Origin of the sequence: Rhizobium rhizogenes NBRC 13257 (genome assembly GCF_000696095.1) — a bacterium.
Lineage (GTDB): Bacteria > Pseudomonadota > Alphaproteobacteria > Rhizobiales > Rhizobiaceae > Rhizobium > Rhizobium rhizogenes.
This window is the reverse complement of record NZ_BAYX01000001.1, coordinates 239,887-266,123: the sequence shown is the minus strand read 5'-3', so window position 1 is coordinate 266,123 and position 26,237 is coordinate 239,887. Positions and strand designations below refer to the sequence as shown.

Annotated in this window: 24 protein-coding genes and 1 riboswitch; of the genes, 12 read left to right on the top strand and 12 right to left on the bottom strand. The window is 58.6% G+C overall.

Annotated features, from left to right (window positions below; genetic code table 11):
- The first annotated feature begins 39 nt into the window (after window positions 1-39).
- The 5 genes from RRH01S_RS01280 (at window position 40) to RRH01S_RS01260 (ending at window position 4,001) form a co-directional block, all read left to right on the top strand.
- Window positions 40-933, top strand: coding sequence for an ABC transporter permease (locus RRH01S_RS01280; RefSeq protein WP_007694065.1), 894 nt, complete (start codon window positions 40-42; stop codon window positions 931-933).
- Entirely contained in the window at window positions 930-1,718 is a 789-nt protein-coding gene (locus RRH01S_RS01275; protein ID WP_007694062.1) for an ABC transporter permease, read from the top strand. Before RRH01S_RS01280 ends, RRH01S_RS01275 begins: the two co-directional genes overlap by 4 nt.
- 11 nt (window positions 1,719-1,729) lie before the next feature.
- Window positions 1,730-2,791, top strand: a complete 1,062-nt coding sequence (locus tag RRH01S_RS01270; protein ID WP_007694060.1) for an ABC transporter ATP-binding protein — start codon at window positions 1,730-1,732, stop codon at window positions 2,789-2,791.
- Between the two features lie 88 nt (window positions 2,792-2,879).
- Window positions 2,880-3,026: riboswitch (FMN riboswitch) on the top strand.
- A gap of 89 nt (window positions 3,027-3,115) precedes the next feature.
- Window positions 3,116-3,592, top strand: coding sequence for a 6,7-dimethyl-8-ribityllumazine synthase (locus RRH01S_RS01265; RefSeq protein ID WP_012651855.1), 477 nt, complete (start codon window positions 3,116-3,118; stop codon window positions 3,590-3,592).
- Window positions 3,593-3,650: 58 nt separating this feature from the next.
- Entirely contained in the window at window positions 3,651-4,001 is a 351-nt protein-coding gene (locus RRH01S_RS01260) for a VOC family protein (RefSeq protein WP_012651856.1), read from the top strand.
- 5 nt (window positions 4,002-4,006) lie between these two features.
- On the opposite strand, the gene phnF is transcribed toward RRH01S_RS01260, so the two are convergent.
- The 8 genes from phnF to RRH01S_RS01220 all read right to left on the bottom strand — a co-directional run bounded on the left by phnF (window position 4,007) and on the right by RRH01S_RS01220 (window position 12,057).
- Window positions 4,007-4,735 (bottom strand): phosphonate metabolism transcriptional regulator PhnF, encoded by a 729-nt coding sequence (phnF, locus tag RRH01S_RS01255; RefSeq protein ID WP_012651857.1) that lies wholly within the window; start codon window positions 4,733-4,735, stop codon window positions 4,007-4,009.
- Window position 4,736: 1 nt separating this feature from the next.
- Complete coding sequence (locus RRH01S_RS01250) at window positions 4,737-5,423, bottom strand: class I SAM-dependent methyltransferase (protein WP_007694051.1); 687 nt, start codon at window positions 5,421-5,423, stop codon at window positions 4,737-4,739.
- Window positions 5,424-5,608: 185 nt separating this feature from the next.
- Window positions 5,609-6,523 carry a 4-hydroxybenzoate octaprenyltransferase gene (gene ubiA, locus RRH01S_RS01245; RefSeq protein WP_012651858.1) on the bottom strand — a complete coding sequence of 305 codons (915 nt, stop codon included), beginning with the start codon at window positions 6,521-6,523 and terminating at the stop codon, window positions 5,609-5,611.
- A 174-nt stretch (window positions 6,524-6,697) separates the two neighbouring features.
- Window positions 6,698-7,702, bottom strand: coding sequence for an ABC transporter ATP-binding protein (locus tag RRH01S_RS01240; RefSeq protein ID WP_012651859.1), 1,005 nt, complete (start codon window positions 7,700-7,702; stop codon window positions 6,698-6,700).
- A gap of 12 nt (window positions 7,703-7,714) precedes the next feature.
- Entirely contained in the window at window positions 7,715-8,779 is a 1,065-nt protein-coding gene (locus RRH01S_RS01235; RefSeq protein ID WP_012651860.1) for a Gfo/Idh/MocA family protein, read from the bottom strand.
- On the bottom strand, window positions 8,776-9,615 hold the full coding sequence (locus RRH01S_RS01230; protein WP_012651861.1) for a carbohydrate ABC transporter permease: 840 nt from the start codon (window positions 9,613-9,615) through the stop codon (window positions 8,776-8,778). Before RRH01S_RS01230 ends, RRH01S_RS01235 begins: the two co-directional genes overlap by 4 nt.
- Before the next feature lie 12 nt (window positions 9,616-9,627).
- On the bottom strand, window positions 9,628-10,581 hold the full coding sequence (locus RRH01S_RS01225; protein ID WP_012651862.1) for a carbohydrate ABC transporter permease: 954 nt from the start codon (window positions 10,579-10,581) through the stop codon (window positions 9,628-9,630).
- 216 nt (window positions 10,582-10,797) lie between these two features.
- Window positions 10,798-12,057, bottom strand: coding sequence for an ABC transporter substrate-binding protein (locus tag RRH01S_RS01220; protein ID WP_012651863.1), 1,260 nt, complete (start codon window positions 12,055-12,057; stop codon window positions 10,798-10,800).
- 553 nt (window positions 12,058-12,610) lie between these two features.
- Between RRH01S_RS01220 and RRH01S_RS01215 the strand changes: the two genes are divergently transcribed.
- A complete protein-coding gene (locus tag RRH01S_RS01215; RefSeq protein WP_012651864.1) occupies window positions 12,611-13,495 on the top strand; it encodes a glucosamine kinase nucleotide-binding domain-containing protein in 885 nt (294 codons plus the stop codon).
- Window positions 13,492-14,256: a GntR family transcriptional regulator gene (locus RRH01S_RS01210; RefSeq protein ID WP_007694032.1), complete on the top strand. Its 765-nt coding sequence runs from the start codon at window positions 13,492-13,494 to the stop codon at window positions 14,254-14,256. The genes RRH01S_RS01215 and RRH01S_RS01210 overlap by 4 nt, the downstream gene beginning before the upstream one ends.
- Before the next feature lie 113 nt (window positions 14,257-14,369).
- Here RRH01S_RS01210 and metH read toward each other — a convergent pair whose 3' ends face one another.
- Entirely contained in the window at window positions 14,370-18,146 is a 3,777-nt protein-coding gene (gene metH / locus RRH01S_RS01205; RefSeq protein ID WP_034517931.1) for a methionine synthase, read from the bottom strand.
- Window positions 18,147-18,414: 268 nt separating this feature from the next.
- Here metH and RRH01S_RS01200 point away from each other — a divergent pair, with 268 nt between their 5' ends.
- The gene (locus tag RRH01S_RS01200; RefSeq protein WP_012651866.1) at window positions 18,415-19,671 is read left to right on the top strand and encodes an AGE family epimerase/isomerase; all 1,257 of its coding nucleotides are present in this window, start codon (window positions 18,415-18,417) and stop codon (window positions 19,669-19,671) included.
- Between the two features lie 45 nt (window positions 19,672-19,716).
- On the opposite strand, the gene RRH01S_RS01195 is transcribed toward RRH01S_RS01200, so the two are convergent.
- Together RRH01S_RS01195 and RRH01S_RS01190 are read right to left on the bottom strand one after the other, a co-directional pair.
- Window positions 19,717-20,205: a heme-degrading domain-containing protein gene (locus RRH01S_RS01195; protein ID WP_012651867.1), complete on the bottom strand. Its 489-nt coding sequence runs from the start codon at window positions 20,203-20,205 to the stop codon at window positions 19,717-19,719.
- A 60-nt stretch (window positions 20,206-20,265) separates the two neighbouring features.
- A complete protein-coding gene (locus RRH01S_RS01190) occupies window positions 20,266-21,204 on the bottom strand; it encodes an ATP-grasp fold amidoligase family protein (RefSeq protein WP_012651868.1) in 939 nt (312 codons plus the stop codon).
- A 93-nt stretch (window positions 21,205-21,297) separates the two neighbouring features.
- On the opposite strand from RRH01S_RS01190, the gene RRH01S_RS01185 reads away from it, so the two are divergent.
- Window positions 21,298-22,806: a lipopolysaccharide biosynthesis protein gene (locus tag RRH01S_RS01185; protein WP_042469686.1), complete on the top strand. Its 1,509-nt coding sequence runs from the start codon at window positions 21,298-21,300 to the stop codon at window positions 22,804-22,806.
- Window positions 22,807-22,811: 5 nt separating this feature from the next.
- On the opposite strand, the gene RRH01S_RS01180 is transcribed toward RRH01S_RS01185, so the two are convergent.
- Window positions 22,812-23,975: a GumK N-terminal domain-containing glycosyltransferase gene (locus RRH01S_RS01180; RefSeq protein ID WP_174005845.1), complete on the bottom strand. Its 1,164-nt coding sequence runs from the start codon at window positions 23,973-23,975 to the stop codon at window positions 22,812-22,814.
- Between the two features lie 329 nt (window positions 23,976-24,304).
- On the opposite strand from RRH01S_RS01180, the gene RRH01S_RS01175 reads away from it, so the two are divergent.
- From RRH01S_RS01175 to RRH01S_RS01165, 3 genes are all read left to right on the top strand, one after another.
- A complete protein-coding gene (locus RRH01S_RS01175) occupies window positions 24,305-25,276 on the top strand; it encodes a polysaccharide lyase family 20 protein (RefSeq protein WP_012651871.1) in 972 nt (323 codons plus the stop codon).
- A 15-nt stretch (window positions 25,277-25,291) separates the two neighbouring features.
- Window positions 25,292-25,705 carry a hypothetical protein gene (locus tag RRH01S_RS33340; RefSeq protein WP_229202596.1) on the top strand — a complete coding sequence of 138 codons (414 nt, stop codon included), beginning with the start codon at window positions 25,292-25,294 and terminating at the stop codon, window positions 25,703-25,705.
- Between the two features lie 300 nt (window positions 25,706-26,005).
- Window positions 26,006-26,212: a hypothetical protein gene (locus RRH01S_RS01165; protein ID WP_007701743.1), complete on the top strand. Its 207-nt coding sequence runs from the start codon at window positions 26,006-26,008 to the stop codon at window positions 26,210-26,212.
- Window positions 26,213-26,237 lie beyond the last annotated feature (25 nt).

Below are 26,237 nucleotides of genomic sequence, written 5' to 3'. Positions count from 1 at the left end.
GAGGTTTTCCGTTTTTCGATGCCGTAGATTGGGCACTTCATGAGCACCGTCACAACATCAACGATCAGTTCTGCTCCCCTGATCAGCAAGCGCGCCGTCATCGACTGGCTGGGTATTGCACCCTTCCTGCTCTTCGCGCTGCTGTTTCTGATTTTCCCGACGATCTACCTGGTCGCCGGCGCATTTCTGACACCGGACGGTAGCCTCACGCTCAAGAACATCGCCGATCTGTTCACGCCGTCCATCATGAATTCCTACTGGATCAGTATCAAGGTGTCGGTCGTTTCCGCGCTTGGCGGCGCGCTGATCGGTTTCTATCTCGCCTGGGCACTGGTCATGGGCGGCCTTCCGGCCTGGGTCCGCCATACATTTCTGACCTTTTCGGGCGTAGCCTCCAATTTCGCCGGTGTACCGCTGGCCTTCGCGTTCATCGCCACGATCGGCCGTCTCGGGCTCGTCACCGTGCTGATGGTAGAGTTGTTCGGCTTCAATTTGTATTCGACCGGCTTCAATCTCTACAGCTTCATCGGCCTCACCATCACCTACATGTATTTCCAGATCCCACTGATGGTGCTGATCATCACGCCGGCCCTTGATGGCATGAAGAAGGAATGGCGCGAAGCCGCCTCCATCCTCGGTGCTACCAACGGGCAATATTGGCTGATGGTCGCGTTGCCTATCCTCTGGCCGAGCCTGCTCGGCACGACGCTGCTACTGTTTGCCAACGCTTTTGGCGCAATCGCGACAGCCATCGCACTGACGGGCAGCTCGCTCAATATCGTGCCGATCCAGCTCTACGCGCAAATCCGCGGCGATGTGCTGCATAATGCCAATCTCGGCTATGCCATGGCGCTCGGCATGATCGTCATCACCGGCATCTCGAACGTCATCTACATTCTCATGCGTATGCGCGCTGAACGGTGGCAAAAATGAAACTGCAAAAATTCTTTGCCTGGATCGCGGTTGCCATCGGCGCCTTCTATTTCATCGTACCGCTTATCGGCACGCTGGAGTTCTCGTTGCGCATGCGTCGCAACGCCTACAGTTTTGATGCCTATACCTCGGTCTTTTCCGATCCGAACTTCCTTTACGCCTTTGGCTATTCCATGCTGATGGCAGTACTGACCATTATTTTCGGCATGCTGCTTGTGGTGCCGACGGCCTATTGGGTTCGCCTGCGCTTGCCGCAAATACGCCCGCTGGTGGAATTCATCACCTTGATGCCGCTGGTCATCCCGGCGATCGTCATCGTCTTCGGCTATTTGCGTCTCTATAACTCGTCGTCGATCCTGCCGCTGACGGGCTATAATCAAACGACGAATATCCTGCTCGTCTGCTCGTACATTGTGCTGTCCTTGCCCTACATGTATCGTTCGGTCGATACGGCGATGCGTACGATCGACATCGGCACATTGACCGAAGCTGCCGAAAGCCTGGGTGCCAGCTGGACGACCATCATGTTCAAATGCATCTTCCCGAATGTCATGAGCGGCGTGCTTTCCGGCGCCTTCATTACGCTCGCGATCGTCATGGGCGAGTTCACCATGGCCTCGCTCCTCAATCGTCCGGCATTCGGCCCCTACATGCAGCTCGTCGGCGCCAACCAGGCCTATCAGTCCTCAGCGCTGGCGATCATCGCACTCGCCATAACCTGGCTCAGCATGGGCTTGCTCCAGCTGGTCTCCCGTTTCTCAAAATCCGCTCCGATTAAGGCGTAAGGCTCCCCACCATGGCTTTTCTCGAACTCACCCATCTCAAGAAATCCTTCGGCGAAGTTCAGGTCGTTCACGACTTCACCATGCACATCGAGAAGGGAGAATTCATTTCCTTCCTCGGACCGTCGGGCTGCGGCAAGACGACCGTGCTGCGCATGATCGCCGGCTTCGAAAGCCCGACCGCCGGGACCCTGACGATCAACGGCAAGGACCAGCGCCCGCTGAAGCCGAACCAGCGCAATATCGGCATGGTGTTCCAGGCCTATGCGCTGTTTCCGAACATGACCGTGCACGACAACGTCGCCTTCGGCCTCAAGGTCGCCGGAATGGCCAAGCCCGACATCGATAAGCGCGTCAAGGAAATGCTCGGCCTGATCAAGCTCGATCATCTGGCCGACCGCTATCCCTACCAGATGTCCGGTGGCCAGCAGCAGCGCGTGGCGCTCGCCCGCGCCATCGCCGTCAAGCCGCAGGTCTTGCTGCTCGACGAACCGCTCTCGGCGCTCGACGCCAAGATCCGCGTATCGCTTCGCGAGGAAATCCGCGCCATCCAGCGGCAGCTTGGCATCACCACCGTCTTCGTAACACACGATCAGGAAGAAGCCCTGTCGATCTCCGATCGCATCGTCGTCATGAACGGCGGCCGCGCCGATCAGATCGGGACGCCCTACGAAATCTACAACACCCCAGCCACCCGCTTTGTCGCCTCCTTCGTCGGCACGCTGAACCTGATCGAAGGCAAGGTCGTCGATCCGGACAGCAACCGCATCATGATCGGCGATCAGGGCGTGACCCTGAAGCAGTCGGTCACCGCCTACAAGCCGGGCGACACCGTATCGCTGGCACTGCGTCCTGAAGCGGGATCGCTGGCTGAATCGGCCAAGGGCGACACTGCGCTGACCGGCGAAGTCTCCTCGGCGCATTTCCTCGGTTCTGTCATCCGAACACGCATGAATGTCGGCGGCAACACCATCTCCTTCGACATGTTCAACAGCCCCGGCCTGTTGCCGCCCAGTGTCGGTGAAAAGGTGACACTGCGCTTCGCATCCTCCGATCTGCTGGTCATCCAGGACTGATCGACGTCTGTTGGATAAATTTTTTACAAGCGCCGGGTTAATCGCCCGGCGTTTTTCTTTGATTTCTGCTGCGCTGCACTTATATTCCGACCGTTCTCAGGGCGGGGTGAGATTCCCCACCGGCGGTATGGAGACTTGTCTCCGAGCCCGCGAGCGCCTTCCACACAATGGAAGGGTCAGCAGATCCGGTGAGAGGCCGGAGCCGACGGTATAGTCCGGATGGAAGAGAGCAAGCAGAGTCGATGGCTCCTCCGCGCGAGGAGTTCGGTGGCCTTGCGTGTTCGCCCAAGGGATATTGAGTTAAACCCTTGAAAGGCAGAGTTCATGACTATCTCCATTTCCACACAACCGGGCCGCATTGCACTGATCCGGGCCCGTTGGCACGCCGACATCGTTGATCAAAGCGTCGATTCCTTCATTGCCGAATGGCAGAAGACCGAGGGTGCTTCCCCCATCGACATCTTCGATGTGCCGGGCGCCCTGGAAATCCCGCTGCATGCCCAGACGCTTGCCCGCAACGGACGCTATTCGGCCATTGTCGCCACCGCTTTCGTTGTCGACGGCGGGATTTATCGCCACGAGTTCGTTGCCAATACCGTTCTTGACGCGATGATGCGCGTCCAGCTCGATACCGGCGTACCGATCCTCTCGGCCGTGCTGACGCCGCATCATTTCCAGGAATCGGAAGCGCATATCCAATTCTTCAAGGAGCATTTCGTCCTCAAGGGCCGCGAAGTCGCAAACTCCTGCCGGCAGATCCTCGCCGAGCGCGCCAAGCTGCTGCCATCGGTCACGGTCTGAGTTAAGATGATGGAGGCGCGGCAAGGCCCCGCCTCCATTTTTCCGTTGGGAGCACCGCATGGCCGTTCTGCGCATCATTCCCAATCTCCACGCCGCCGATCCGGCGAGCGCCCGTCTTTTCTACGGTAACCTGCTCGGCCTCGATATTGTCATGGATCACGGCTGGATCCTCACCTTCGCCTCCGACGCACCAACCGTGCCGCAGATCAGCATTGCCAGCGAAGGCGGCTCCGGAACCATCGTCCCCGATCTTTCCATCGAGGTCGATGATGTCGATGAGCTTTATGCGCGCGCCCAATCGATGCAGTTCGATATCGTCTACGATCTGACCGACGAACCCTGGGGTGTCCGGCGCTTCTATGTCCGCGATCCACTCGGCAGGATCGTGAATATTTTGTCGCACCGATAGGACACCTACCCCAAATCGACCTTGAAGGTCACCCGCTCCGCCGACCATACCGTTTCCGCATAGGCTATGGGCGCACCGGAAACATCAACATCCACCTTGAGGATCATCAACACAGGCGCCGATTTTGGCTGCCGCAACAGCCGCGCCTCTTCGCCGGTCGGCATGCGCGCCTCAATCTCGGTCGACAGGCGCTCGTAGTCGCGAACACCGTAGCTTGCCAGTGCCGCCGTGATCGTCGGATATTGTAGCCGCACCTTGTCGAAATCGGGAAAACGCTCCGCCGGATAATAGGTGTCGCCGAGTTCGATGGGAACACCATCGGCCGTCATTACGCCGCGGCGATGGATGACCGGCGCGCCGGGAACAAGCTTCAGCCGCGCCGCCACGCGCTCGGATGCCGGAATGATCTCGTGGATCAGCAATTCCCCACCGGGCTCGAAGCCCTGCTCGATGAGATTCTTGGAAAACCTCGTCTTCTTCGAGAGCGTATAATCGATAGCACCCCTGTGCACGAACGTGCCGCGCCCCTGCTCGGCGCGCACCAATCCCCGCTGCTCCAGATGCCCCAGCGCCTGACGGACGGTAAAGCGGCTGACACCGAAGCGCTCCATCAGCTCCGGTTCTGTCGGCAACTTGGCGCCTGCGGCAAACGTCCCGGCGGCAATATCCGCCGCCAGAACCTCGCCGATCTGATGCCAGAGAGCGCTGCCACTCTTGCGATCGATCGTCTCCATATCACACGCGCTTCTCGAGCCGGAACAACAGCTTGTATTCGGCGGGATAGGAGAGTGCATCGAGAATGCTCGGATAATATTTGCGGTCCTTCGAACCGCTCACGAAGCCATCATAGCCGAAACGCCGGACGGAGACATCGAAGCCGGCCGCCACGAAAGCGTCGATGTAATCCTGCGGCGACCGGTCCTGCACCGGCGCATTGCTGTTGCCGCCGATCAATTCCCGCCATTTCGGCCACAGCGGCATTTCATTGTGGCAGCCGGTGACGGCATAATAGACGCCGCCGTTGCGCATGACCTGAAACATCTGCTCGGCATGCTGCCGCAACTCCGGCAAGAGATAGACGACCTCATAGCTGAAGGCGACGTCGAAGCTGTCGGCAAAGGGTGAGAGATCAGTCGTGACGTGAAATTGCAGCGGCATATTGCCCTTAGCGGCATCAGCGGCGGCAACGGATTCCGAGGCAATATCGATGCCGACACCGCGGCGAAACGGCCGCATTGCATAAAGCAGCCGCAGGAAACCACCGCGATTGCAGCCAAAATCCAACACCGTCTTCGACGAAAAATCCCGCTCCGGCACGGTCTCGATGAAATGCCGCCAAAGCGGACTATGCGATGCCGCCATCGCGATGTCGCCATTCGGTTCGGTATGCCATGTCGCATAAGTGGAAGCTGCGTTTGTCATGATGCGCTCGCTGTTGGAGTGGACTGAGCGAGAGATAACCTGCCTCTGTGACAAAGATATGAATTCATCCGGACGACTGGACTATTCCAAGTCGCTACCAGGCAAATAAAAAAAGGGGCTCCGCCGAAACGGAGCCCTTGGCTAAAATGTGAGATACTCATTGTCGGAACAATCGGTCGATCTGCTCACCAAGTTCCGATGAACGCCGCGCTGGCCAGCAATCCACCCGTCAAAATATTTGCCAGGAACAGACGGAAATTCACCTCAGGGCGGGAAAGATCGATCCGCCAGGTTTGCCAGGCAAGGTGCGCCGCAATGACCAGCATTCCGTTGGCGTAGGGCAGCGACATGCCCAACAGCCAGCCCCCGAGCGACCACGCACCGACCGTCAAGGCGTAAAACACGCCGATCCAGATCTTGCCATTTCGCCCAAACAGGATCGCCGTCGATTTGAGGCCAAGTCGGGAATCATCTCTCACGTCAACGTAAGCATAGACAGTGTCGTAGCCGATCTGCCAGGCGATCGCTCCCGCCCACATAAGGACCGCTCCCAGCGGAATATGCCCCGTAACCTCGGCCCATGCCATAAGCATCCCCCAATTGAACGCCGCGCCGAGAACAGCCTGAGGCCAATGGGTGAAGCGCTTGCAGAGCGGATAGACGAACACGAGTGGCAAAACGCATATTGCGACAAGGCGCGTGTAGGGCGTCAGGAAAGACAGGAGAGAGGCCGCCAACGCAAGCTGGATGGCCAGAAAGGCCAGGGCTTGCGGCACGCCGGTCTGTCCGCTTGCCAAAGGCCTGAAGCGGGTCCGCTCAACGTGGCCATCAAACTTTCGGTCGGCAATATCATTGACAGTGGAACCGGCGCTTCTCATCAGCAAAGCACCGAGAGAGAAGATCGCCAGTTGCCGGAGATCGGGAAATCCATGCGACGCCTGAACCAGCGCAGCCCAACAGGGAAAAAGCGTCAGCCATATTCCCACCGGGCGGTCCAGCCGTGCCAACCTTGCAAATGGCCGCCATGTGATGGGCAACCGACGCTCCACCCAGTCGCCTCGATGAATGTCACTTAAATCCGGGCGGCTTAAAGTCGTCATGGAATGATCCAGGTTCTCGTCGCCAAACTCCCAATGAAAGCAGGAGTTTTACAACTGCATTTCGCAATATCGAAGAAACGCGGGCGGCTTCAACACCGCTATCTAAGCTGATTCTACATATTGCTTAAGGGCTCCGCGGAGACGGAGCCCTCTCTTATTTGCTGGATCTAAAGGCTAAGCCCGGATGGCCTGACCATTCTCGTCGAAGCGATGCATATGTCCCGTGTCCGGCGTCGCATAGACCGTCTCGTCCGGCTCATATTGGTGCTCACCGAACAGGCGCACGGTCAAAAGGCCGGTGTGGTCGGATTCGAGATAGATGATGGTGTCGGCGCCGAGATGTTCGACATGGACGACCTTGGCGGCCCAGGTGCCCTGCTCACGCGATAGCGTGATATGCTCGGGACGGATGCCGATGGTCTTGGCGCCCGCCCGTTCGAGCTTTTCCGCCGGGATGAGATTCATCTGTGGCGAGCCGATGAAGCCGCCGACAAAGACATTGGCCGGGCGATTGTAGAGTTCCATAGGCGAGCCGATCTGCTCGATAGCCCCGGCGTTCATCACGACGATCTTATCGGCCAGCGTCATCGCTTCGACCTGATCGTGGGTGACATAGATCATCGTTGCCTTCAGGCTGCGGTGCAGGCGGGCGATTTCGAGGCGGGTCTGAACGCGGAGCGCCGCGTCGAGGTTCGACAGTGGCTCGTCGAACAGGAACAGTTCCGGCTCGCGCACAATGGCGCGGCCGATGGCAACGCGCTGACGCTGACCACCGGAAAGTTCGGCCGGACGACGGGCAAGATAAGGCTCGAGGGAGAGCATGCCCGACGCCTTGCCGACACGGCTCTCGATTTCTTCCTTCGCCGTGCCCGCTTGTTTCAGCCCGAGGCCCATATTGTCCTTCACCGTCAGATGCGGATAGAGCGCGTAGGACTGGAACACCATGGAAATGCCACGCTTGGCCGGCGGCGTCACGGTCACGTCCTTGCCGTTGATCAGCACGGTGCCCGAGGTCACTTCCTCAAGGCCGGCAATACTGCGCAGCAGGGTCGACTTGCCGCAACCGGAGGGGCCGACGAAGATGACGAACTCGCCGTCCTTTACCTCGAGGTCGATGCCCTTCAGCACATCATGCGTGCCATAGGCCTTGCGGATGGATTTCAGTTGAAGCGATCCCACAGTCTTTTATCCTTACAAATAAACGGGCTTGCCGGTGCGTACGCTCTCGTCGGCGGCAAGGCAGATGCGCAGCGATTGAACGGCGTCGGTCATGTGGCGGCCAAGGTCGATATCCTCGCGGATGGCCTTGAGCATGAAGGCCTGCTCAAGATCGCACAGCTCTTGATGACCTGGCTCGCCGTCCATATGAAGGTCCCGATCCGGCCGGATGAATTGGCCGCTCGGCCCGGTCTCGGCGCTATGCAACCGGATGACTGAGGTCTTGGTGTGCGCGTCGATATCATCTGACTTGGCGTTCGGGTCCATGACGATGGACACCGCACCATTCGGCGACATCACATCCTTCACGAAGAAGGCAGTCTCGGACATCATCGGTCCCCAGCCAGCCTCGTACCAGCCGACGGAACCATCCTCGTAGATCACCTGCAGATGCCCGTAATTATACATATCCGGCGCGATCTCGTTTGACAGGCGCAGGCCCATGCCGCGCACCTCGACCGGCTTGGCGTCGGTGATCTGGCACATGACATCGACATAATGCACGCCGCAATCGACGATCGGCGACGTCGTCCGCATCAGCGCTTTATGCGTCTCCCAGGTCGGTCCGCTCGATTGCTGGTTCAGGTTCATACGGAAGACATAGGGGCCGCCAAGCTTGCGGGCTTCGGCAATCAACCGTGTCCATGAGGGGTGATGACGCAGGATATAGCCGATCACCAGCTTGCGGCCGGCCCTCTTGGCGGCGGCAACCACGCGCTCCGCATCTTCAACTGTCGTCGCCAGCGGTTTTTCGACGAAGACATCGCAGCCTGCCTCGAAGGCCATGACGGCATAGTCAGCATGGCTGTCGGAATAGGTGTTGATCGAGCAGAGATCGGGCTTCAGCTCCTTCAGCGCCGCCTCAAAATCCGGATGGATCGTGTAGCCCTGCAGCTCGTCTGCAAGCTTCGGGCTGGAGCGGTTGACGAGGCCGATGATCTCGAAGCCGGGATTGTTGTGGTAGGCGAGCGCATGGCTGCGGCCCATATTGCCAAGGCCGGCGACCAAGACGCGGATCGGTTTTTCGGATGCACTCACTTGACTGCTCCAGAGGTAATGCCGCGAATGAGCTGGCGAGAGAAGATCACGTAAAGTACGAGGATCGGCAGGATGGCGAGCGTCAGCGCCGCCAGCACGGCGTTCCAATTGGTAACGAACTGGCCGATGAAGATCTGCGAGCCCAGCGTCACCGTCTTGGTCGCCTCGCTCGGCGCCAAGATCAGCGGGAACCACAGGTCATTCCAGATCGGGATCATCGTAAAGACGGCAACGGTCGCCATGGCCGGACGGACCAGCGGCAGCACGAGGCGGAAGAAGATCGCATATTCGCTGAGGCCATCGATACGGCCCGCATTCTTCAGGTCATCGGACACGGTTCGCATGAATTCCGACAGGATGAAGACGGCAAGCGGCAGGGCCTGCGCCGTGTAGACGAGGATCAGCGCGGTCAGCGTATTGACCAGACCGGTTGCGACCATGCCCTGCAGGATGGCAACCGTACCAAGGCGGATCGGGATCATGATGCCGATCGCAAGATAAAGCCCCATCACCGTATTGCCGCGGAAACGATATTCCGACAGCGCAAAGGCGGCCATGGCGCCAAACAGCAGTGTGAAGATGATCGAGACGATCGTCACGACGAAGCTGTTCTGGAAATAGGTAAGGAAGCTCCCCTGCCCGAGCACGGTCTGATAGCCGATCAGGCTGAAGCTGGATGGCGTCGGGATGCTCAAGGGTGCGCGGAAGATCGAAGCGCGATCCTTGAACGAATTGATGATGGTCAGAAACACCGGGAAAATGGCAACGAGCGTATAGGCGATGAGCGCCAGATGCACGAGGCCGGTGCGGGCAAGGGACGTGCGTGCCTTGGACATGGTCGCCGCTCCTCAGAACTGGTAGCGACGGATGCGTCGCTGGACGATGAAAAGATAAAAGGAAACGCCGGTGAGGATGATCAGGAACATCACCGTCGCGATCGTCGCGCCCATCGAGCGGTCACCGAGCTGCAGCTGGAAGCCGAAGAAGACGCGGTAGAGCAGCGTGCCGAGAATATCGGTGGAACCGTCAGGCCCGGCTAGAGCGCCTTGCACGGTATAGACTAGGTCGAAAGCGTTGAAATTGCCGACGAAGGTCAAGATCGAGATGATGCCGATCGCCGGCAGCACCAGCGGCAGCTTGATCTTCCAGAACTGGCTCCAGCCGGTAATGCCATCGCATTCGGCCGCCTCGATGACCTCTTCCGGAATGTTCAGCAGCGCGGCATAGATCAGCATCATTGGGATGCCGACATATTGCCAAACCGAGATCAGCGCCACTGTGATGAGTGCCGTTGCTGGCTTGCCGAGCCATGGGGCGAAGAATGACTTGAGGCCGACCATGCTCATCAAATCGGGCGCCACACCCCATAGCGGTGACAGGATCAGTTTCCAGATGAAGCCGACGACGACGAAGGAAAGCAGCGTCGGCAGGAAGATCGCAGTACGATAGAAGGCAACGAAGCGCAGCTTTGGCAGCGACAGAAGAGCCGCGAGCGCGACGCCGATCGGGTTCTGCACACACATATGGATGGCAAAAAAGATCAGGTTGTTGCGCAGCGCATTCCAGAAGTCATGCGACCAGCGCTCGTCCCCGAACAACACCTTGAAATTGTTGAGACCCACGAAGGTCGTCTGGCCATCGACGACGTTGTAGAGCGACAGCCGCAGCGTTTCGATCAGCGGCAGGATCATTACGGCCGTATAGACGATCAAGGCCGGAAGAAGAAAAACAAGGATATGCCAGCGCCTCTGGCGCTTGATCGGAGCCACATCGAATGCGGCGGAAATATCGGCTTCGCTCATGGCTCTCTGCCTGGTTTATTGGCTGCTGATCGAGGCAGCGCACATGTTCAAATTCGTCCGCTAACCCGGTTTCTCCAGCCAAGCATGGAGACGCGATGTTGGGCGCGGCACGATACTGATGTTGCGATAATCGTCGGTTCGACTGCCTGCCGGAACAGGACATGACGAAAGGTGAGGAGCTATGAGGCCCCTCACCCGGATTGCATCAAAGCAGGATCACTTAGCCGGCTTGTACCAGCTGTCGAGGCCCTTCTGCAGCTTTGCGGCGGCTGCGTCCGGCGTATCCGTACCGTTGATGACGTTGGCGGATTCCGTCCAAGTTTCGTTTTCCAGGTTCGGCGTGCCGCGCGACAGGATCTGGTAGGTCGAGCGAACGGTGGACTTGTGGTTGTCACGCCAGGAGACGAACTCCTGGGCGAGCGGATCGCTCATCTTCACCGGATGCGAATTCAGGCTGAAGAAGCCCGGCAACGAGTTGGCATAGATGCTGGCGAATTCGTCGGAAGCGACCCAGCTCAGGAACTTCTTGGCTTCTTCCTGATGTGCGCTCTTGGCGTTCAGACCAACGCCGATGTCCGGATGGTCGGAGATATAGGCGGTGTCGCCAGCCTTTTCGACCGGTGGCGGGAAAGCGCCCATCTTGAACTGAGCCTGCGTGTTGAAAAGCGAAATCTCCCACGAACCAGCCGGATAGATGGCGGCCTTGCCGAGCGTGAAGAGGTTCTGGCTATCGGGATAGCTCTGGGCTTCGAAGCCGTCGCCGAGATAAGGCTTCCACTTGGCAAGTTCCTTGTAGGGCTCGACCCACGGAGCGTCCGTCAGCTTTTCCTTGCCGGAAATCAGAGCCAGACGGCCATCTTCGCCCTTCCAGTAGTTCGGGCCGATATTCTGGTAGCCCATGGTTGCGGCTTCCCAGAGATCCTTCGTGCCCATGGCCATCGGGATATAGGTGCCGTCAGCCTTGATCTTGTCGAGAACGGCGAAAAACTCGTCGCGCGTCGTCGGAACCTTGAGGCCGAGCTTGTCGAAGGCATCCTTGTTGTAGATGAAGCCGTGGATGACCGAAGCCATCGGCACGCAGAAGGTCGACTTGCCGTCATCCGTGCTCCAGGCCGCCTTGGCGACCGGCGAGAAGTTTTCGATGCCCGGCAGCGACGTCAGGTCCGACAGATGCTTCTTGTTGAAGAGATCGAGCGAAGCGTCGAAGGGACGGCAGGTGATGATGTCGCCTGCGGAGCCGGCATCGAGCTTTGCGTTCAGCGACGCGTTGTATTCGGTGGGAGCCGTCGGCGAGAAGATGATCTTGATGCCGGGATTCTTGGCTTCGAAAGCGGGGATGATCTTTTCCTGCCAAATCTGCAGGTCGTCATTGCGCCAGCTTTCAACCGTCAGCGTCACGTCCGCCGCATGCGCGAAGCTGACTGACGTCAGCAGGCTGGATGCGAGGAGCAAGCCTTTCAGAACATTGTTTTTCATTTCCCTCTCCTGTTTTGAGCGCCTGGTGAGGCGCTGTTCTTAGTCTGAAAAATCCGTTGGCATATCCGAGGAAACGGCCAACACTCCACAAGGGCTGCCAACATTGCCAACCCCAAATGCACAAGGGCGCTCGAAGCTGTGCGCCCGACCGGCCCGACCAATCGTGACCTGCCGGACGACCGGACAGAGACACCGGAAACTCAACACACGGGAAAATCATGACGAACATCGTCGCGTGGCCTCTCTTGATCCACGCGGCTCCTGACAACGGTAGAGGTCCGCCACCTTCTGCTGGGCCTTCCGGCTATTGTTATTTTGCCGGTTCCGCCGATATCAGTTCGATACTGTTCCCTTGGTAGGAATTAAGTCCAAAAAAATACCAATTGTCCAGCCGAATTTAACTTTTTGATGCAACAAAAACAGACAAAAAAATTTTACCAATGTTTTTCAATATGATACAGAAAAATAAAAAGCAGCGCATTGTCTCTTGGTAAATGGTATTTTTTTGGTATTGTATTAAAAAACGGGGAACGGACAGTATCCGGAGGGTGTAATGGCGGAGTTTTCAATCGGTATCGACGGCGGCGGAACAAGCTGTCGCGCCGCCGTAACGGACAGGACGGGCAAAATTCTCGGCGCCGGCAAGGCAGGTGCCTCCAATATTCTTTCCGATCTGGAAAACTCTCGGAACAACGTCGTTGCATCCGCCCGACAGGCGCTAGTTGACGCCGGCCTCGATCCGGGATTGACGGATAAATTGCCCGCCGTCATCGGCACCGCCGGCGCAAATGTCGGGGACTACGGCAAACGCCTTGAAAAGGCCCTGCCCTTTGCGACTGTGCATGTCGTCACCGATGCGGCGATTGCGCTTCAGGGCGCACTCGGCGATGCCGACGGCATCATCGGCGCCTTTGGCACCGGCTCCGTCTACAATGCCCGCCGCGATGGCAAGAGCTGGGGAATTGGCGGCTGGGGGTTTGTCGTCGGCGATCAAGCCAGCGGCGCGCGCCTCGGTCGCGACTTGCTAGAGCGATCGATTCTGGCGCATGACTCTGTCTCACGCCCCTCACCGCTCACGGAAACACTCATGACAGAATTTGAAGGCGATCCCGAACGCGTCGTCGAGTTCGCGCACGCCGCCAAGCCGAAGGATTTCGCGCGCTACGCGCCTATGGTCTTCGAGTATGCCGAAAAGAGCGATGCCGTCGCTGTCGATATCGTCAAGACGGCGGTGAACGCGATCGCCCAAAGCCTCGATGCTCTGCTCTGGCCGGACTGCCCGTCGATCTGCCTCCTCGGTGGCCTTTCCAAGGCATATTACCCCTGGCTTGATACCCGCTATAAGGCGCTTCTCAGGGAGCCGAAAGGTGATGCATTGAGCGGCGCGATAGAACTGGCGGCCAAGCTCCTGCGGGATGACAAGGGGAACACGCCATGACCGAGGATCTGAGCCGTATCTTCTCGTCAGGACGCCTGCTCGCCGGTGGCACAGGCCCGCTCTACGTCAAGCTGCGTCGAACGCTTGAGGACGCCGTCAAGGTCGGAACGCTGAAACAGGGTGACGCCCTGCCGGCGGAACGCGACATCGCAGAATATGCCGCCGTCAGCCGCGTAACGGTGCGCAAGGCGATCGACGATCTTGTTGCCGAGGGAATCCTCGTCCGCCGACACGGCTCCGGTACCTTCGTCACCAAACCCGTTTCCAAGGTCGAACAGCGCCTGTCGCAGCTGACGTCCTTTACCGAAGACATGGCGCGGCGCGGCATGACGGCGCGTTCGCAATGGTTGCATAAGGGCGTGCACACACCCTCGCCCGACGAAATGATGATCCTCGGCCTTGCCGCCGATACCAAGGTCTCCCGCCTCAGCCGATTGCGCATCGCCGACGATCAGCCGCTCGCCATCGAACATGCCAGCGTCTCCGGCGAGTTCCTGCCCGACCCTTCGATCGTCACATCCTCGCTCTATGCCGAACTGGAGAAACGCCAGGTCCGCCCGGTGCGCGCCGTGCAACGCATCTCCGCGACCAATATGAAGGAAGCCGACGCCGGACTGCTCGGCGTCCCCGTAGGCGCGGCTGGCCTTTCTATCGAGCGTATCTCTTATCTCGGCTCCGGCCGGGCGGTGGAGTTCACACGCTCGCTGTATCGAGGCGACGCCTATGATTTCGTCGCGGAGCTAACGATCGCGACAACATAAATCACAAATGGAATCAAAAAGATGCGGCCGAAAGATGAATCACCCTCCGGCCGCGCCAATAGTCTGAATCAATTTATCAACACAGAGACCTAAGCCACCGAAACGACTCGCAATTATGCTGCGTCGTCCACGACGGCATCGCGCTTTTCCGGCACATAGTTGAGTACCGGCCCGAGCCAGCGCTCCACCTCCACGATCGGCATTCCCTTGCGGGCCGCATAGTCTTCGACCTGATCGTGCTCGACTTTGGCGACACCGAAATAATAGGACGCGGGGTGGCCGATATAGATGCCGGAGACGGAAGAACCGGGCCACATGGCGTAGCTTTCGGTAAGTTTGACGCCAGTCGCGGCTTCCGCATCGAGCAGGCGGAACAAGGTCTCCTTCTCGGTGTGATCGGGCTGGGCCGGGTAGCCGGGCGCCGGGCGGATGCCGGCATAGGTTTCCGACAGCAGTTCGTCACTGCTCAGGTTCTCATCTGTCGCATAGCCCCAGAACTCGCGCCGCACTCGTTCATGCATGCGCTCGGCAAAAGCTTCGGCGAAGCGGTCGGCCAATGCCTTGACGAGGATCGAGGAATAATCGTCATTGGCGCGCTCGAAACGCTCGGCAATGGCGATTTCCTCGATGCCGGCCGTGACCACGAAACCACCGACATACTCCTCGATGCCGCTGGCAACTGGCGCCACGAAATCCGACAGAGCCACGTTCGGACGTCCGTCACGCTTCGATAGCTGCTGACGCAGCGTGTAGAAGGTTGCAAGTCCGTTCGTCCGCGTCTCATCCGTGAACAGCTTGATATCGTCGCCGACAGCGCCCGCCGGCCAGAAACCGATGACGGCACGCGGACGGAACCAGGTTTCCGCGATGATCTTCTCAAGCATCGCCTGAGCGTCGGCATAAAGCTGCCTTGCCGCCTCGCCCTGCTTTTCGTCTTCAAGAATCGCCGGGAAGCGGCCCTTGAGCTCCCAGGTCTGAAAGAATGGCGTCCAGTCGATGTATTTGGCGAGCTCGGCCAGATCGTAATTTTCGAACACCTTCGTCCCGAAGAATTGCGGCTTCACGGTCTTATAGTTCGCCCAATCCAACTTCTCGGCATTCGCGCGAGCTCTTGCGATCGGCAGACGCACTTTCTCGGCCTCGCTGCGGGCATGCGCCGCCGCTACCTTGGCATATTCCGCCTTGATGGTATCGACATAGCCCTGCTTCGCCTCGGGCGACAGCAGCGCCGAGACAACGCCGACGGCACGGCTGGCGTCGGTGACATAGACCGTTTGACCCTTCTCATAGCGCGGATTGATCTTCACGGCCGTATGCACGCGGCTGGTCGTCGCGCCGCCGATCAGCAATGGAATGTCAAAACCCTGCCGCTCCATTTCCGAGGCGACATGCACCATTTCATCCAGCGAGGGGGTAATCAGGCCGGAGAGACCGATGATATCGACCTTCTCGGCAATCGCGGTTTCCAAGATTTTCGTCGCGGGCACCATGACACCGAGATCGATAATCTCGTAATTGTTGCAAGCGAGCACGACGCCGACGATATTCTTGCCGATATCGTGCACGTCGCCCTTGACGGTCGCCATCAGCACCTTGCCGGCAGCCTGACGTTCACCGCTACCGCCATTGGCGAGCTTCTCCGCCTCCATGAAGGGCAGCAATACGGCAACGGCCTGCTTCATGACACGAGCCGACTTCACCACCTGCGGCAGGAACATCTTGCCCGAACCGAAGAGATCGCCGACGACATTCATGCCGGCCATCAGCGGCCCTTCGATGACATGCAAGGGCCGCGCTACGGTCTGACGGGCCTCCTCGGTGTCGGCTTCGATGTATTCGGTGATGCCGTTGACCAGCGCATGTTCTAGCCGCTTCTCGACCGGCCATTCACGCCAGGCGAGATCCTGTACCTTGGCTTCTCGGGTGCCGGCTCCGCGGAAGCGTTCGGCAACGTCCAGCAGCCGCTCGGTACCATCGGATCGGCGGTTCAGAACCACATCTTCACAGGCTTCGCGCAATTCGGGATCGATGTTGTCGTAGACCGCAAGCTGGCCGGCATTGACGATGCCCATGTCCATACCCGCCTGAATAGCATGATAGAGGAACACGGCATGCATCGCCTCGCGCACCGGCTCGTTGCCGCGGAACGAGAAGGACAGGTTCGACACGCCGCCCGAGATATGGACCAGCGGCATGGTCTTGCGGATTGTCCGCGTCGCCTCGATGAAGTCGACGCCATAGTTGTTGTGTTCCTCGATACCCGTCGCGACCGCGAAGATGTTCGGGTCGAAGATGATGTCTTCCGGCGGCAGCCCGGCCTCTTCGGTTAGGATCTTGTAGGCGCGCGCGCAGATCTCGACCTTACGCTGATAGCTATCGGCCTGCCCCTGCTCATCGAAGGCCATGACCACGACGGCTGCACCATAATTGCGCAGCAGCCGCGCCTGCTTGAGGAAATTCTCCTCACCCTCTTTGAGAGAGATGGAGTTGACGATCGGCTTGCCCTGCACGCATTTCAGGCCGGCCTCGATGATCGAGAATTTCGAGCTGTCGATCATGACAGGCACGCGAGCGATATCGGGCTCGGCGGCAATCAGGTTGAGGAACTCGACCATCGCCTTTTCGGAATCGATCAGGCCCTCGTCCATATTGATGTCGATCACCTGCGCGCCGTTCTCGACTTGATCTCGAGCGACGGCAAGAGCTGCCGTGTAGTCGGCATTGGTGATCAGCTTGCGGAACTTCGCCGAGCCGGTGACGTTGGTACGCTCACCGACGTTGACGAAGGGGATGTCCTTGGTCAGCTCGAAAGGCTCAAGGCCGGAGAGCGACATGAACGGACGATGCGCAGGGAGCTGGCGCGGAGGATATTTGGAAACCGCTTCAGCGATCGCGGCAATGTGCTCCGGTGTCGAGCCACAGCAGCCGCCGACAATGTTGACGAGGCCGTCACGGGCGAAGCCTTCGACCTGCTCCGCCATCATCTCCGGCGATTCATCATACTGGCCGAATTCGTTCGGCAGGCCGGCGTTGGGATAGGCACAGATAAAGGTATCGGCAGCACCAGAAAGCTCCTGCAGATGCGGGCGCATGGCGTTGGCGCCGAGCGCGCAGTTGAGGCCGATCGTGAAGGGGCTGGCGTGACGCACCGAGTTCCAGAAGGCCGACGGCGTCTGACCGGAGAGCGTGCGGCCAGAGAGATCGGTGATCGTGCCGGAAATCATCACCGGTAGACGAATGCCCTTGGCCTCGAACCGCTCCTCGCAAGCGAAGATCGCCGCCTTTGCGTTCAGCGTATCGAAGATGGTCTCGATCAGGATGATATCGGCACCGCCGTCGATCAGGCCGTCGATCTGCTCGCCATAGGCCAAGCGCAGATCATCGAAGCTGACGGCACGATAGCCGGGATTGTTGACGTCAGGGGAAATCGACGCGGTACGATTGGTCGGCCCAATGGCGCCAGCGACGAAACGGCGCTTGCCGTCTTCGCGTTCGGCACGGAGCGCTGCCCGACGAACAACGGCGGCGCCCTCCTTGTTCAGATCGTAAACCGCGCCTTCCATCTGATAATCGGCCTGGGCGATGCGGGTCGAAGAGAACGTATTGGTTTCCAGAATATCCGCGCCGGCCTTGGCATAACGATAATGGATTTCTTCGATGGCATCAGGCTGCGTGAGAATCAGAAGGTCGTTGTTGCCCTGCTGGTGACAGGCACAGCCAATGAAGCGATCGCCGCGAAAATGATCCTCGTCAAAGCCAAGACCCTGGATCTGCGTGCCCATGGCGCCATCAAGCACAAGAATGCGCTCGCTTGCAGCCTGCCTCAAGGCTGCAAACACCTCGCTGCCGTCGCGTTTCGCCGTTTCCGAACCAAAAAGATTGTCAAACATAAGCGAATTCCCTTGGCCTGATTGCGACTGCGCATCCAGATCACATAAAGATATCTTTATGTCAACATATCTATGCGCTATCGTGCCTTGGCGCAAGAACAATACTGCTATGATTTCCCGCCCTTAGGAAAAGTTGATGCGATCGACTAAAAATTCCGACAGGGGTGGATAATGCAAAGCCGCCGACACAGTTTCATCCCATAAAGCCATGACAGCGCTTTCAGGCGGCGCTATAGGGCTTACGGCAAAAGTGTCTCAGGAGGATAGCATGAGCATACAGCGTGAAACGGCGGCTCTGGGGAATTGGAGTACGCGTGCCTACCACCGGCGCTGGCTGCTTGACCAGGCAAGCGGACTTTTCGATTTCTTCCAGTATCGCAGCGTCAATCCCAAGGGTGGCTTCTACGATATGGACGATGCCGGCAAGCCGCTCGATGCGGTCAATCCCGTGCGCGGCATTCACGCGACCGCGCGCATGGTGCATTGCTTCGTAATCGGTTCGCTGCTCGGTCGTCCCGGCTCGGAAGATATCGTCGACCACGGCATCAACTATCTCTGGAAGCATCATCGCGATGCCAAGCATGGCGGCTATGTCTGGTCGCTCAACAATGACGGTCCGGTCGATTCCAGCAAGCAAGGCTATGGCCATGCCTTTGTACTGCTCGCCGCTTCCTCCGCCAAGATCATCGGCCACCCGCTTGCCGACGGGATGCTCGCCGATGTCACCGAGATCCTGAACACGAAATTCTGGGAAGAAAAACACGGCGCCATCGCCGAGGAGTTCAACCAGGATTGGTCGCCGATCGATGACGGCAGCTATCGCGGCCAGAATTCCAACATGCACCTGACCGAAGCTTTGATGGCCGCCTTCGAGGCGACCGGCAACAAGGCCTATCTCGACAAGGCGGAGAGCATCGCCGATCTCGTCATCCGCCGCTCCGCCGGTTCCGTCGGCTGGCGCGTTGCCGAGCATTTCAACGCCGATTGGGTGCTCGACAAGGACTATCGCGGCAACGAGATGTTCCGCCCGTCCGGCACGACGCCGGGACATTGGCTGGAGTGGGCACGTCTTATCCTGCAACTCTGGTCGCTCGGCGGCCAGCGTCACGACTGGATGCCGGAGGCTGCAAAGGGCCTGTTCTCCCAATCCATGTCACTGGGCTGGGACAATGATAAGGGCGGCTTCTTCTATACGCTGGATTGGGCCGACGTGCCGGCCAAGCGCAACAAGCTGTGGTGGCCGGCCAGCGAAGGCGCCGGTGCTGCGCACTATCTCAACCAGCATCAACCGAGCGATTTCCATGAGGCGAGCTACCGCAAGATCTGGGGCGCCATCGGCACTTCCTTCATCGACCACCAGAATGGTGGCTGGCATGAGGAACTGACGGAAGACCTCGTTCCCGCCCACACGCTCTTCCCCGGCAAAGGCGACATTTATCATGCCCTGCAGGCATGCCTCATCCCCTTGTTCCCGGCAACCGGCAGCCTGACGAAAGTCATCGCCGAGGCCGGTGGAGAAATCTGAGATCGAAGGCGGCGCCTGCTTCAAGCCTGGCGCCGCACTCGCCTTTTACGACAGGTTGAGATTGTGCAGTTCGTGGCCAAGCGTCAGCGCCAGGGCCTCGACGACCAGATTATGGTCTTCGCGCTGCGGAAGACCTGACACGGTGACGGCGCCGATGCAGCCCGTGCCGTTGACGAAGATCGGAAAACTGCCGCCGGATGCAGCGTAGTCGGCGCCGGTAAGCCCGTTGTCCTCGATCGTCTTGCCCTGCTTTTCCAGACGCAGCGTGCTGGCGTAGCTGCTGCGGAAATAGCGCAGTACCATATTGCGCTTCCTCCGGACCCAATTGGAGTTGTCCGGTGTCGCACCGGGCAGCGCAATATAGAAAACCGGCATGGAATGCAGCGTGATGTCGATCGCGACCCCGAGATTGCGCTCGCTGGCAAGGTCATGCAGCAATTTGCCAAGCACCCAGGCGGTTGAGAGATCGAAAGCATCGAAACGCAACGTCTCTTCCTGCAAAGCGATGCGGCTGAGGTCCTGTTCGATCGTCATGGAAACCCTTCCTCTAAAATTCGGTCGGCCTATGAAACGCGGGCAAAGTGATTTGTCTACCTATCTCTTCGGTATCTCAAAACCGAGCTGCCATTTCTGGCCGAGTACGAGATCGTAGTCTTCAGGCTCAAAAGCCTCGAAACCACCACCGGGATAGAACGTCAGCTCGCCGACATAGACCCAATCAGCGGAAGCATAGAGATCGACGCGGACAAAATCGATGTCGCGGGCAATCGTCTCGGCGATATGGATCATCTCTTCAAGCCGTGATGGCCGAGCCACCTCGCCGGGATAGAGACCAAGATAGTCGGGATCGTAGAACGGCAATTTCTGCCAATCTCGCGTATAATTGCAGGAATAGCCCCGACCATTTTCACGGATGTCGATCTCGATATGCGAGACCTTGCCGTTGAACGTGAAAAGCCGGTAGTCCCAGGGAACATACCCCTCGGCAAGCAACATGGTCTCAATGAGAATGCGAGGTTCAACCCGGCTATAGGCCCATTCCCTGTTGTAGGAAGCATGGTCGATCGCCAGCCACTCGGCTGAAGGGTCGTTCTTCAGCAGCTGCTCGATATCATTCTGCCCATAGAGAAAGCGGCCGACACCACTCGCATGCGTCGGCTTGACGACGGCGGGCAAAGTGATGACAGACCAATCGATCGTGGAAAGATCCGTGCCAACCCATTGCGTAGGAATGACATATTGGCTGCCGACCCGTTCGGCAATGAGTGTCTTGGCGCCGGCTTTATCGACAAAACCCGTAAACAGCGGGTTGCGGTCGTAGAGTTTGCGGGCCTGGATCTTGTCGGTGAAGGTCTGCGGCGATGTCAGGTTGGGGAACTTGCCGCGAATGACGAAATATTTGAGTGCACAATAGGGCCTGTCCGGCAGTGGCGAGATCAGCCGCCAGAGCAGGTTGCGCGCGCGTTCACCCAATCCCTTCTGCAAATATCCGGGAATGAGGAATGCATCTTGTTCGGCAGTCTTGTCCGTCACCGCAGCGGTCTCAAATCTCAACTTGAACGCTAGTTAGAAGTATCAGTCGGCCTTTAACACAAGGTTATGAGACTGCCCTCATGATTGGGCGTCATGAGTGCCTATACGTCCAACCTCTTGAAAAGTTCGCTGATCAGCTTGGCGGCGACGGTGGTTTCGCTTGCAGCGGGTTTCGTCAGCAGCGTCATCGCCGCGCGCCTGCTTGGTCCTGCCGGCTCCGGCAAGGTTGCCTACGCACTCTGGATCGCGACATCCGCCACTGCCCTGGCCGATATGGGCCTGCCCCAGACGTTGCTGCGCAATGCCGGCGCCCTCTCGGGCGAAGGGGATGCCTGGAAGGCATTGGTACGCTCGGCATTCCGCAGCTTCATGATCTCCGTCGCCATGGTGAGCACCGGCATCCTTTTCTATGCCGTGATCACGTATACCTATCGTGATGCGCGACACGCCTGGTTCTGGGTCGTGACGGCGCTGCTATTTCTGAGCTACGCGTTCTACGTCTTTTCAACCGCCATCGCGCGCGGTCGCAATCGGTTCGGACAAACGGCGCGCAGCACGGTCGTCGGTGGTACTCTCCAGATTCCACTCGTCTTCGCAGGCGCCTGGCTGCTCGGCCCGACGGGAGCACTGATCGGCTATGTCGCCCGCTATCTGCCGCAAGCATTGCACCTGCGCAGTTATATCGACCGTAACGTCCCTGCTTCGAGCGGAGCGTTGACGCCAGAAATGCACCGCTATAGCCGCTACATGTGGCTGAGCGATCTCATCGAGATCCTGGTGCTGTCACGCATCGAGTTCCTGTTTCTCGGCTTTTTCTTCTCATCGACCGGCATCGGCTATTTCGCAGCCGGCCTCGGTCTCGCCGGACTGATCGAGCAGGTCATGCTGCAGATCTCGCCGGCGCTGATCGTCAGCTTTGCAGACGCCCATGCGAAAGGGGATCGGCAGGCGCTGCAAGCGACTTATGGGCGCGTTATCCGTATGGTAGCCCTCGTCATGCTGCCCATCAGCTTCGGCGGCGCGATCATCATGCCCGACCTGATGCCGTTTATCTTCGGCAATGCCTTCGAGCCCGCCATTCCGGCCGCTGCGACATTGCTCGCTTTCGTCTGGCTTGCCGGCCTTTCGGTCATTCCCTGGGGTATGATCAGCGCGTCCGGACGCAGCGATCTGCTATTGCGCGTACAGATTATCTGCGGTTTGCTGACAATGCTGCTGCTTGCAGCCATGGTGCCGCTGGCTGGCCTCGAAGGCGCGGCCATCGCCCGCGCGACGATCACCACACTGACCTTTACCCTGCTCGCCTGGACCGCATGGACGAGCGTCCATACCTCCGTCCCATTTGGGGCTCTTGCAAGAACAATCTTCGCAGCAGCCATTTGCGCCGCGTCGGCCGGTGTCGCCGTCTATTATCTCGATGGGTTGGCGGCAATCGCAACTGCCATTCCCGTTGGCGGGATCGCTTACCTGCTTGCCGTTCGCATCCTGCGTCTACTGGAGGCGAGCGATAGCCGATTGCTGATGGATACGATTGGCGGCAAGCTGCCCGGGCCAGCCCGTCCGCTGGTCAACAATTTGCTGACTTTCCTTGCACCAGGCTAAGGCGTTTATTTCGTCTCGAAGGCCGCGTCGAGCGTTTGCCGGGCAACATCATCCCAGGTCAAAATTCCCTCACTAAAAGCCGGCGAACGCTGCATCGCCAGCGCCATGTCGATCTTCTCGCGCCAAGCGGTTTCGCCATCCAATCGATAGGCGACAGCATTAGCACGGGTAAAGGGGATCAGGTCAGGCAAGAGGATAGGCAAGCCACAATAGCTATATTGCGCGAGCTTCAGGCTCGACTCCGCCAGATAGACCTCGTCCCTCGTCAAACGATAGGGTGCGATGCCAAAATCCGCGTGCTGCAAAAACGGCACGATGCTTTCGAACGCCCGCTCACCATAGACTGTGACATTTGACGGCGCAGAACCCCGCCAATGCGCCCCGAAGATGTGGAAATTTATGTCAGGCGCCGCGGCAGCCATAGCCGCGACGGTGACCTCGTCGAACAGCATATTGCCGATGGAGACGGCGTTACGGCTGCCGGGAACATAGGGGGAAGTTTGTTCGCGGTCGAACAGCGCCGCATCGACGCCCTGTGGAATAACCCTGACGCGCCCACCGGCTGGTAGCAGCACGCCGAGCCGTTCCGAGGGCACGCAGACCGTATCGAAACGTCCGATCGCGGCCGCCTGAATATCCTGCAACACGGGCGCAGCACCGACGCTCCGGAGCAGATCGCGACAGAAATAGAGGGTTCGCGCCTTGGGATTAAGCCTCTTCGCATAATCGAAAAAGGCAAGCGCTGAACCGCTTTCGACTACCACCAGATCAGCCACGGCAAGAGCACTGCGAGCAAAGCGCGGCAGGTAATTGCCGTAGAGCCGGAAGAGCATTTCATTCGCTGTGTTCAGAATGCGATTGCCGGAACTGAAGGCATGCAATGGCGGCAAGTGGGCACCCGCCCTAAGATTCGGTGCGACCGTCTCGAACCGGTTTGCCTGACGCTCCGATAACGCCCGAAAGCGTGGCCGATCCTTCAGCAGGGTCAACCAACTGTGGCCAATCGTCAGGAAATGGACATCATGCCCTTGCTCCGCCCAGCGGGACGCCACAAAATGGACTGACGCCTTGCGGTAACCCCGCAGAAAGACGTGCGACGTCAGAATGACGATCTTTCGTCGCGGTCCGACGCCGTTTTCCGTCGCCGTTCCTTTTCCCAGGTCTGTCACGGGCAACCCCAACTGCGGTTCTCGGTCGGCCTCGCTCATGCCCGACATTCAAATCGTTGATTCAAGCCGCGGCGACGAACCTTCATGTCCGGGGCGCTGACATCCGCAGGCAAAGCCCAATATGCATCGATATGAACCGGAAAGCGTCTAACAGGCGGTTAAAGTGGAATTATTAAATCAGATAACCAGCATGTGAAGCTCCGCCTGAGCGCCAGATATCGGATCGGCTGTACCGGGTCACAATATCGCGAAGCGCCCTCCTCTTGCCCACGAGAGACGAACAGGTCATTGATAGCGCTCAAAGATCGCCCGCCGAAGGAGTCCCCGTCATGAACGCAAAATATGCGCTGCCCGCCCTTTTGGCCTGCACTTGCGCCAGCGCCATGAGCCCGGCCTTGGCCAAGGATCCCGCCCTATTGGTTCTTCGCGACGGTTTCGATGGCACCGATTTCGATCCGGCGGGCCATCTCTACTATCGCGATAATTCCGAACAGAAGGCCGGCACGGTCGAATTCCAATCGGAGGTGAAGCGCAGCGGCACCGGCGCGCTGAAACTCAGCGTCAAGCCACTCTGCGCACCAGGCAAGGCAAACTGCAGCGAGAGAGCGGAAATCTGGGAGCGCACCAAATATCGCGTCCCCTATGATCAAGGTGTTTGGTACGGTTTTGCGGTCAAATTCGCCGATCCCATTCCGTCAGGCGATCATCGCTATCTCATTGCGCAATGGAAGCGGGAGATTGGCCCTACGGCAAAGGGTGATTTCAGTCCCTTCTTGGCACTGCGGCTGAACAACGGCAAGCTCTTCGCCACAGTCGAAACCAACTATGTCGCCCCGCCAAAGACCTATTCCCACGATGGGGCAAAGGCCTGTGACGGCAACCAGACGCCTGTTTGGTTCCGCTCAGACACCAACCAGATGCGAGCGCTGGTCGCGACCGACAGCAATTGGGGCAAGGACGATGGTCAGGAGTTCACAGGCTGCACGAGCGCCATCACCGTGACCGACCACGGCAACAAGTTGCCGACGCCGGATTCCGGCTGGATCGACTTCGCCATCTATACCAAGCCAGGTCCTGACGGTACCGGCCATATCGAGCTATTCGCCAATAATAAGTGGATTGTCACCATCAAGGGACATGTGGGCCATGCCGACAAGGGACTGGGCAAAAACCAGTATTTCAAGTTCGGCCCCTATCGTGCCGCCGATACGACGGAATGGACGCTTTACTACGACGATTTCCGCCGCTCCCCCAGCTGCGCCGATGTATTGTCGGATCCGAGTCTCTGCCCGATGAAATGAGGATTCCCGTCCGTTTTGCTGCAAGCGGCATTACCGGAGAAACATTGGCGGGGCAAATTCAGATTTTCCTTGGATTCGGCTGAACCTTTTTGCCTCTCGTTGGTTATGCCTAATTCAGAGGAGACTAATGAGATGCTCACCACTCATCGCGATTGCAAACATCACGTCAAGAAAAACGCTATTCCTTCCCTTGGCGAAATCGAAGGACGTGTCGCAGTCCTCGAAGTTGTCGCCCAGTCCGCCCTGACGCATGTTTTTTACGAAGGTCATGTCGATTTGGACGCCACGTTGTTGGTGGAAATTCGCAGGGCCATGCATCACAAGTGCCGGGAGTTGAAACTCGATGGCGAAGACACCGCTTCCGCGCTCTCCTATGCGGAGGAATTGATCGAGGCAGCAGTGGAGGCTTCGCATCCGGTCCATCAATGATGCCTTCGCGGCCGCGATTTATACTTTTGATCATGGTGGCGCTGGCCGTCGCGCTCGGCGTTATGCTGTTTGTTGTGCCCCATAACGGCAAGAACGGATTCGAAAATCCGGCACCGCACGCGCCGGACCAGAAACCACAATAACCCTTTTCGCAAGCACTTGTGCCAATACGAAACTCGATCTGTATCATATCAGGCTGACGTTAACGTCGGCACGCGAAGTTGATTGCAAACTTCAGAAATCAAAGCAGTCTCTGCCCCGCCCCCGCTCAAGTCTGAGCTTCCAACCACGGTGTAGCGAATGTCTATGATGGTCAACTCGCCCCTTTATCCCGACGATGTCGACATCCTCGCCAGCGCACTCTACGCCTGGTGCGCGGAACGCAGCATCAAACTGCAAAGCCAGGAAGGCCTATCGGCGGCCAATGTAGCGATCAGCCTGTATGAGGCCGGCTATCAGACGCAAGACCAACTGCTCGGTGCTCTGCATGAATACGAGTTTCATTGAAATTCGTAGCACCGATTCAACCGGG

What these genes read in the sequence shown, in the direction of transcription:
- RRH01S_RS01280 (WP_007694065.1), top strand. Translation starts at nt 40, where the DNA reads ATGAGCACCGTCACAACATCAACGATCAGTTCTGCTCCCCTGATCAGC.
- RRH01S_RS01275 (WP_007694062.1), top strand. Translation starts at nt 930, where the DNA reads ATGAAACTGCAAAAATTCTTTGCCTGGATCGCGGTTGCCATCGGCGCC.
- RRH01S_RS01270 (WP_007694060.1), top strand. Translation starts at nt 1,730, where the DNA reads ATGGCTTTTCTCGAACTCACCCATCTCAAGAAATCCTTCGGCGAAGTT.
- RRH01S_RS01265 (WP_012651855.1), top strand. Translation starts at nt 3,116, where the DNA reads ATGACTATCTCCATTTCCACACAACCGGGCCGCATTGCACTGATCCGG.
- RRH01S_RS01260 (WP_012651856.1), top strand. Translation starts at nt 3,651, where the DNA reads ATGGCCGTTCTGCGCATCATTCCCAATCTCCACGCCGCCGATCCGGCG.
- phnF (WP_012651857.1), bottom strand. Translation starts at nt 4,735, where the DNA reads ATGGAGACGATCGATCGCAAGAGTGGCAGCGCTCTCTGGCATCAGATC.
- RRH01S_RS01250 (WP_007694051.1), bottom strand. Translation starts at nt 5,423, where the DNA reads ATGACAAACGCAGCTTCCACTTATGCGACATGGCATACCGAACCGAAT.
- ubiA (WP_012651858.1), bottom strand. Translation starts at nt 6,523, where the DNA reads ATGACGACTTTAAGCCGCCCGGATTTAAGTGACATTCATCGAGGCGAC.
- RRH01S_RS01230 (WP_012651861.1), bottom strand. Translation starts at nt 9,615, where the DNA reads ATGTCCAAGGCACGCACGTCCCTTGCCCGCACCGGCCTCGTGCATCTG.
- RRH01S_RS01225 (WP_012651862.1), bottom strand. Translation starts at nt 10,581, where the DNA reads ATGAGCGAAGCCGATATTTCCGCCGCATTCGATGTGGCTCCGATCAAG.
- RRH01S_RS01220 (WP_012651863.1), bottom strand. Translation starts at nt 12,057, where the DNA reads ATGAAAAACAATGTTCTGAAAGGCTTGCTCCTCGCATCCAGCCTGCTG.
- RRH01S_RS01215 (WP_012651864.1), top strand. Translation starts at nt 12,611, where the DNA reads ATGGCGGAGTTTTCAATCGGTATCGACGGCGGCGGAACAAGCTGTCGC.
- RRH01S_RS01210 (WP_007694032.1), top strand. Translation starts at nt 13,492, where the DNA reads ATGACCGAGGATCTGAGCCGTATCTTCTCGTCAGGACGCCTGCTCGCC.
- metH (WP_034517931.1), bottom strand. Translation starts at nt 18,146, where the DNA reads ATGTTTGACAATCTTTTTGGTTCGGAAACGGCGAAACGCGACGGCAGC.
- RRH01S_RS01200 (WP_012651866.1), top strand. Translation starts at nt 18,415, where the DNA reads ATGAGCATACAGCGTGAAACGGCGGCTCTGGGGAATTGGAGTACGCGT.
- RRH01S_RS01195 (WP_012651867.1), bottom strand. Translation starts at nt 20,205, where the DNA reads ATGACGATCGAACAGGACCTCAGCCGCATCGCTTTGCAGGAAGAGACG.
- RRH01S_RS01185 (WP_042469686.1), top strand. Translation starts at nt 21,298, where the DNA reads ATGAGTGCCTATACGTCCAACCTCTTGAAAAGTTCGCTGATCAGCTTG.
- RRH01S_RS01175 (WP_012651871.1), top strand. Translation starts at nt 24,305, where the DNA reads ATGAACGCAAAATATGCGCTGCCCGCCCTTTTGGCCTGCACTTGCGCC.
- RRH01S_RS01165 (WP_007701743.1), top strand. Translation starts at nt 26,006, where the DNA reads ATGTCTATGATGGTCAACTCGCCCCTTTATCCCGACGATGTCGACATC.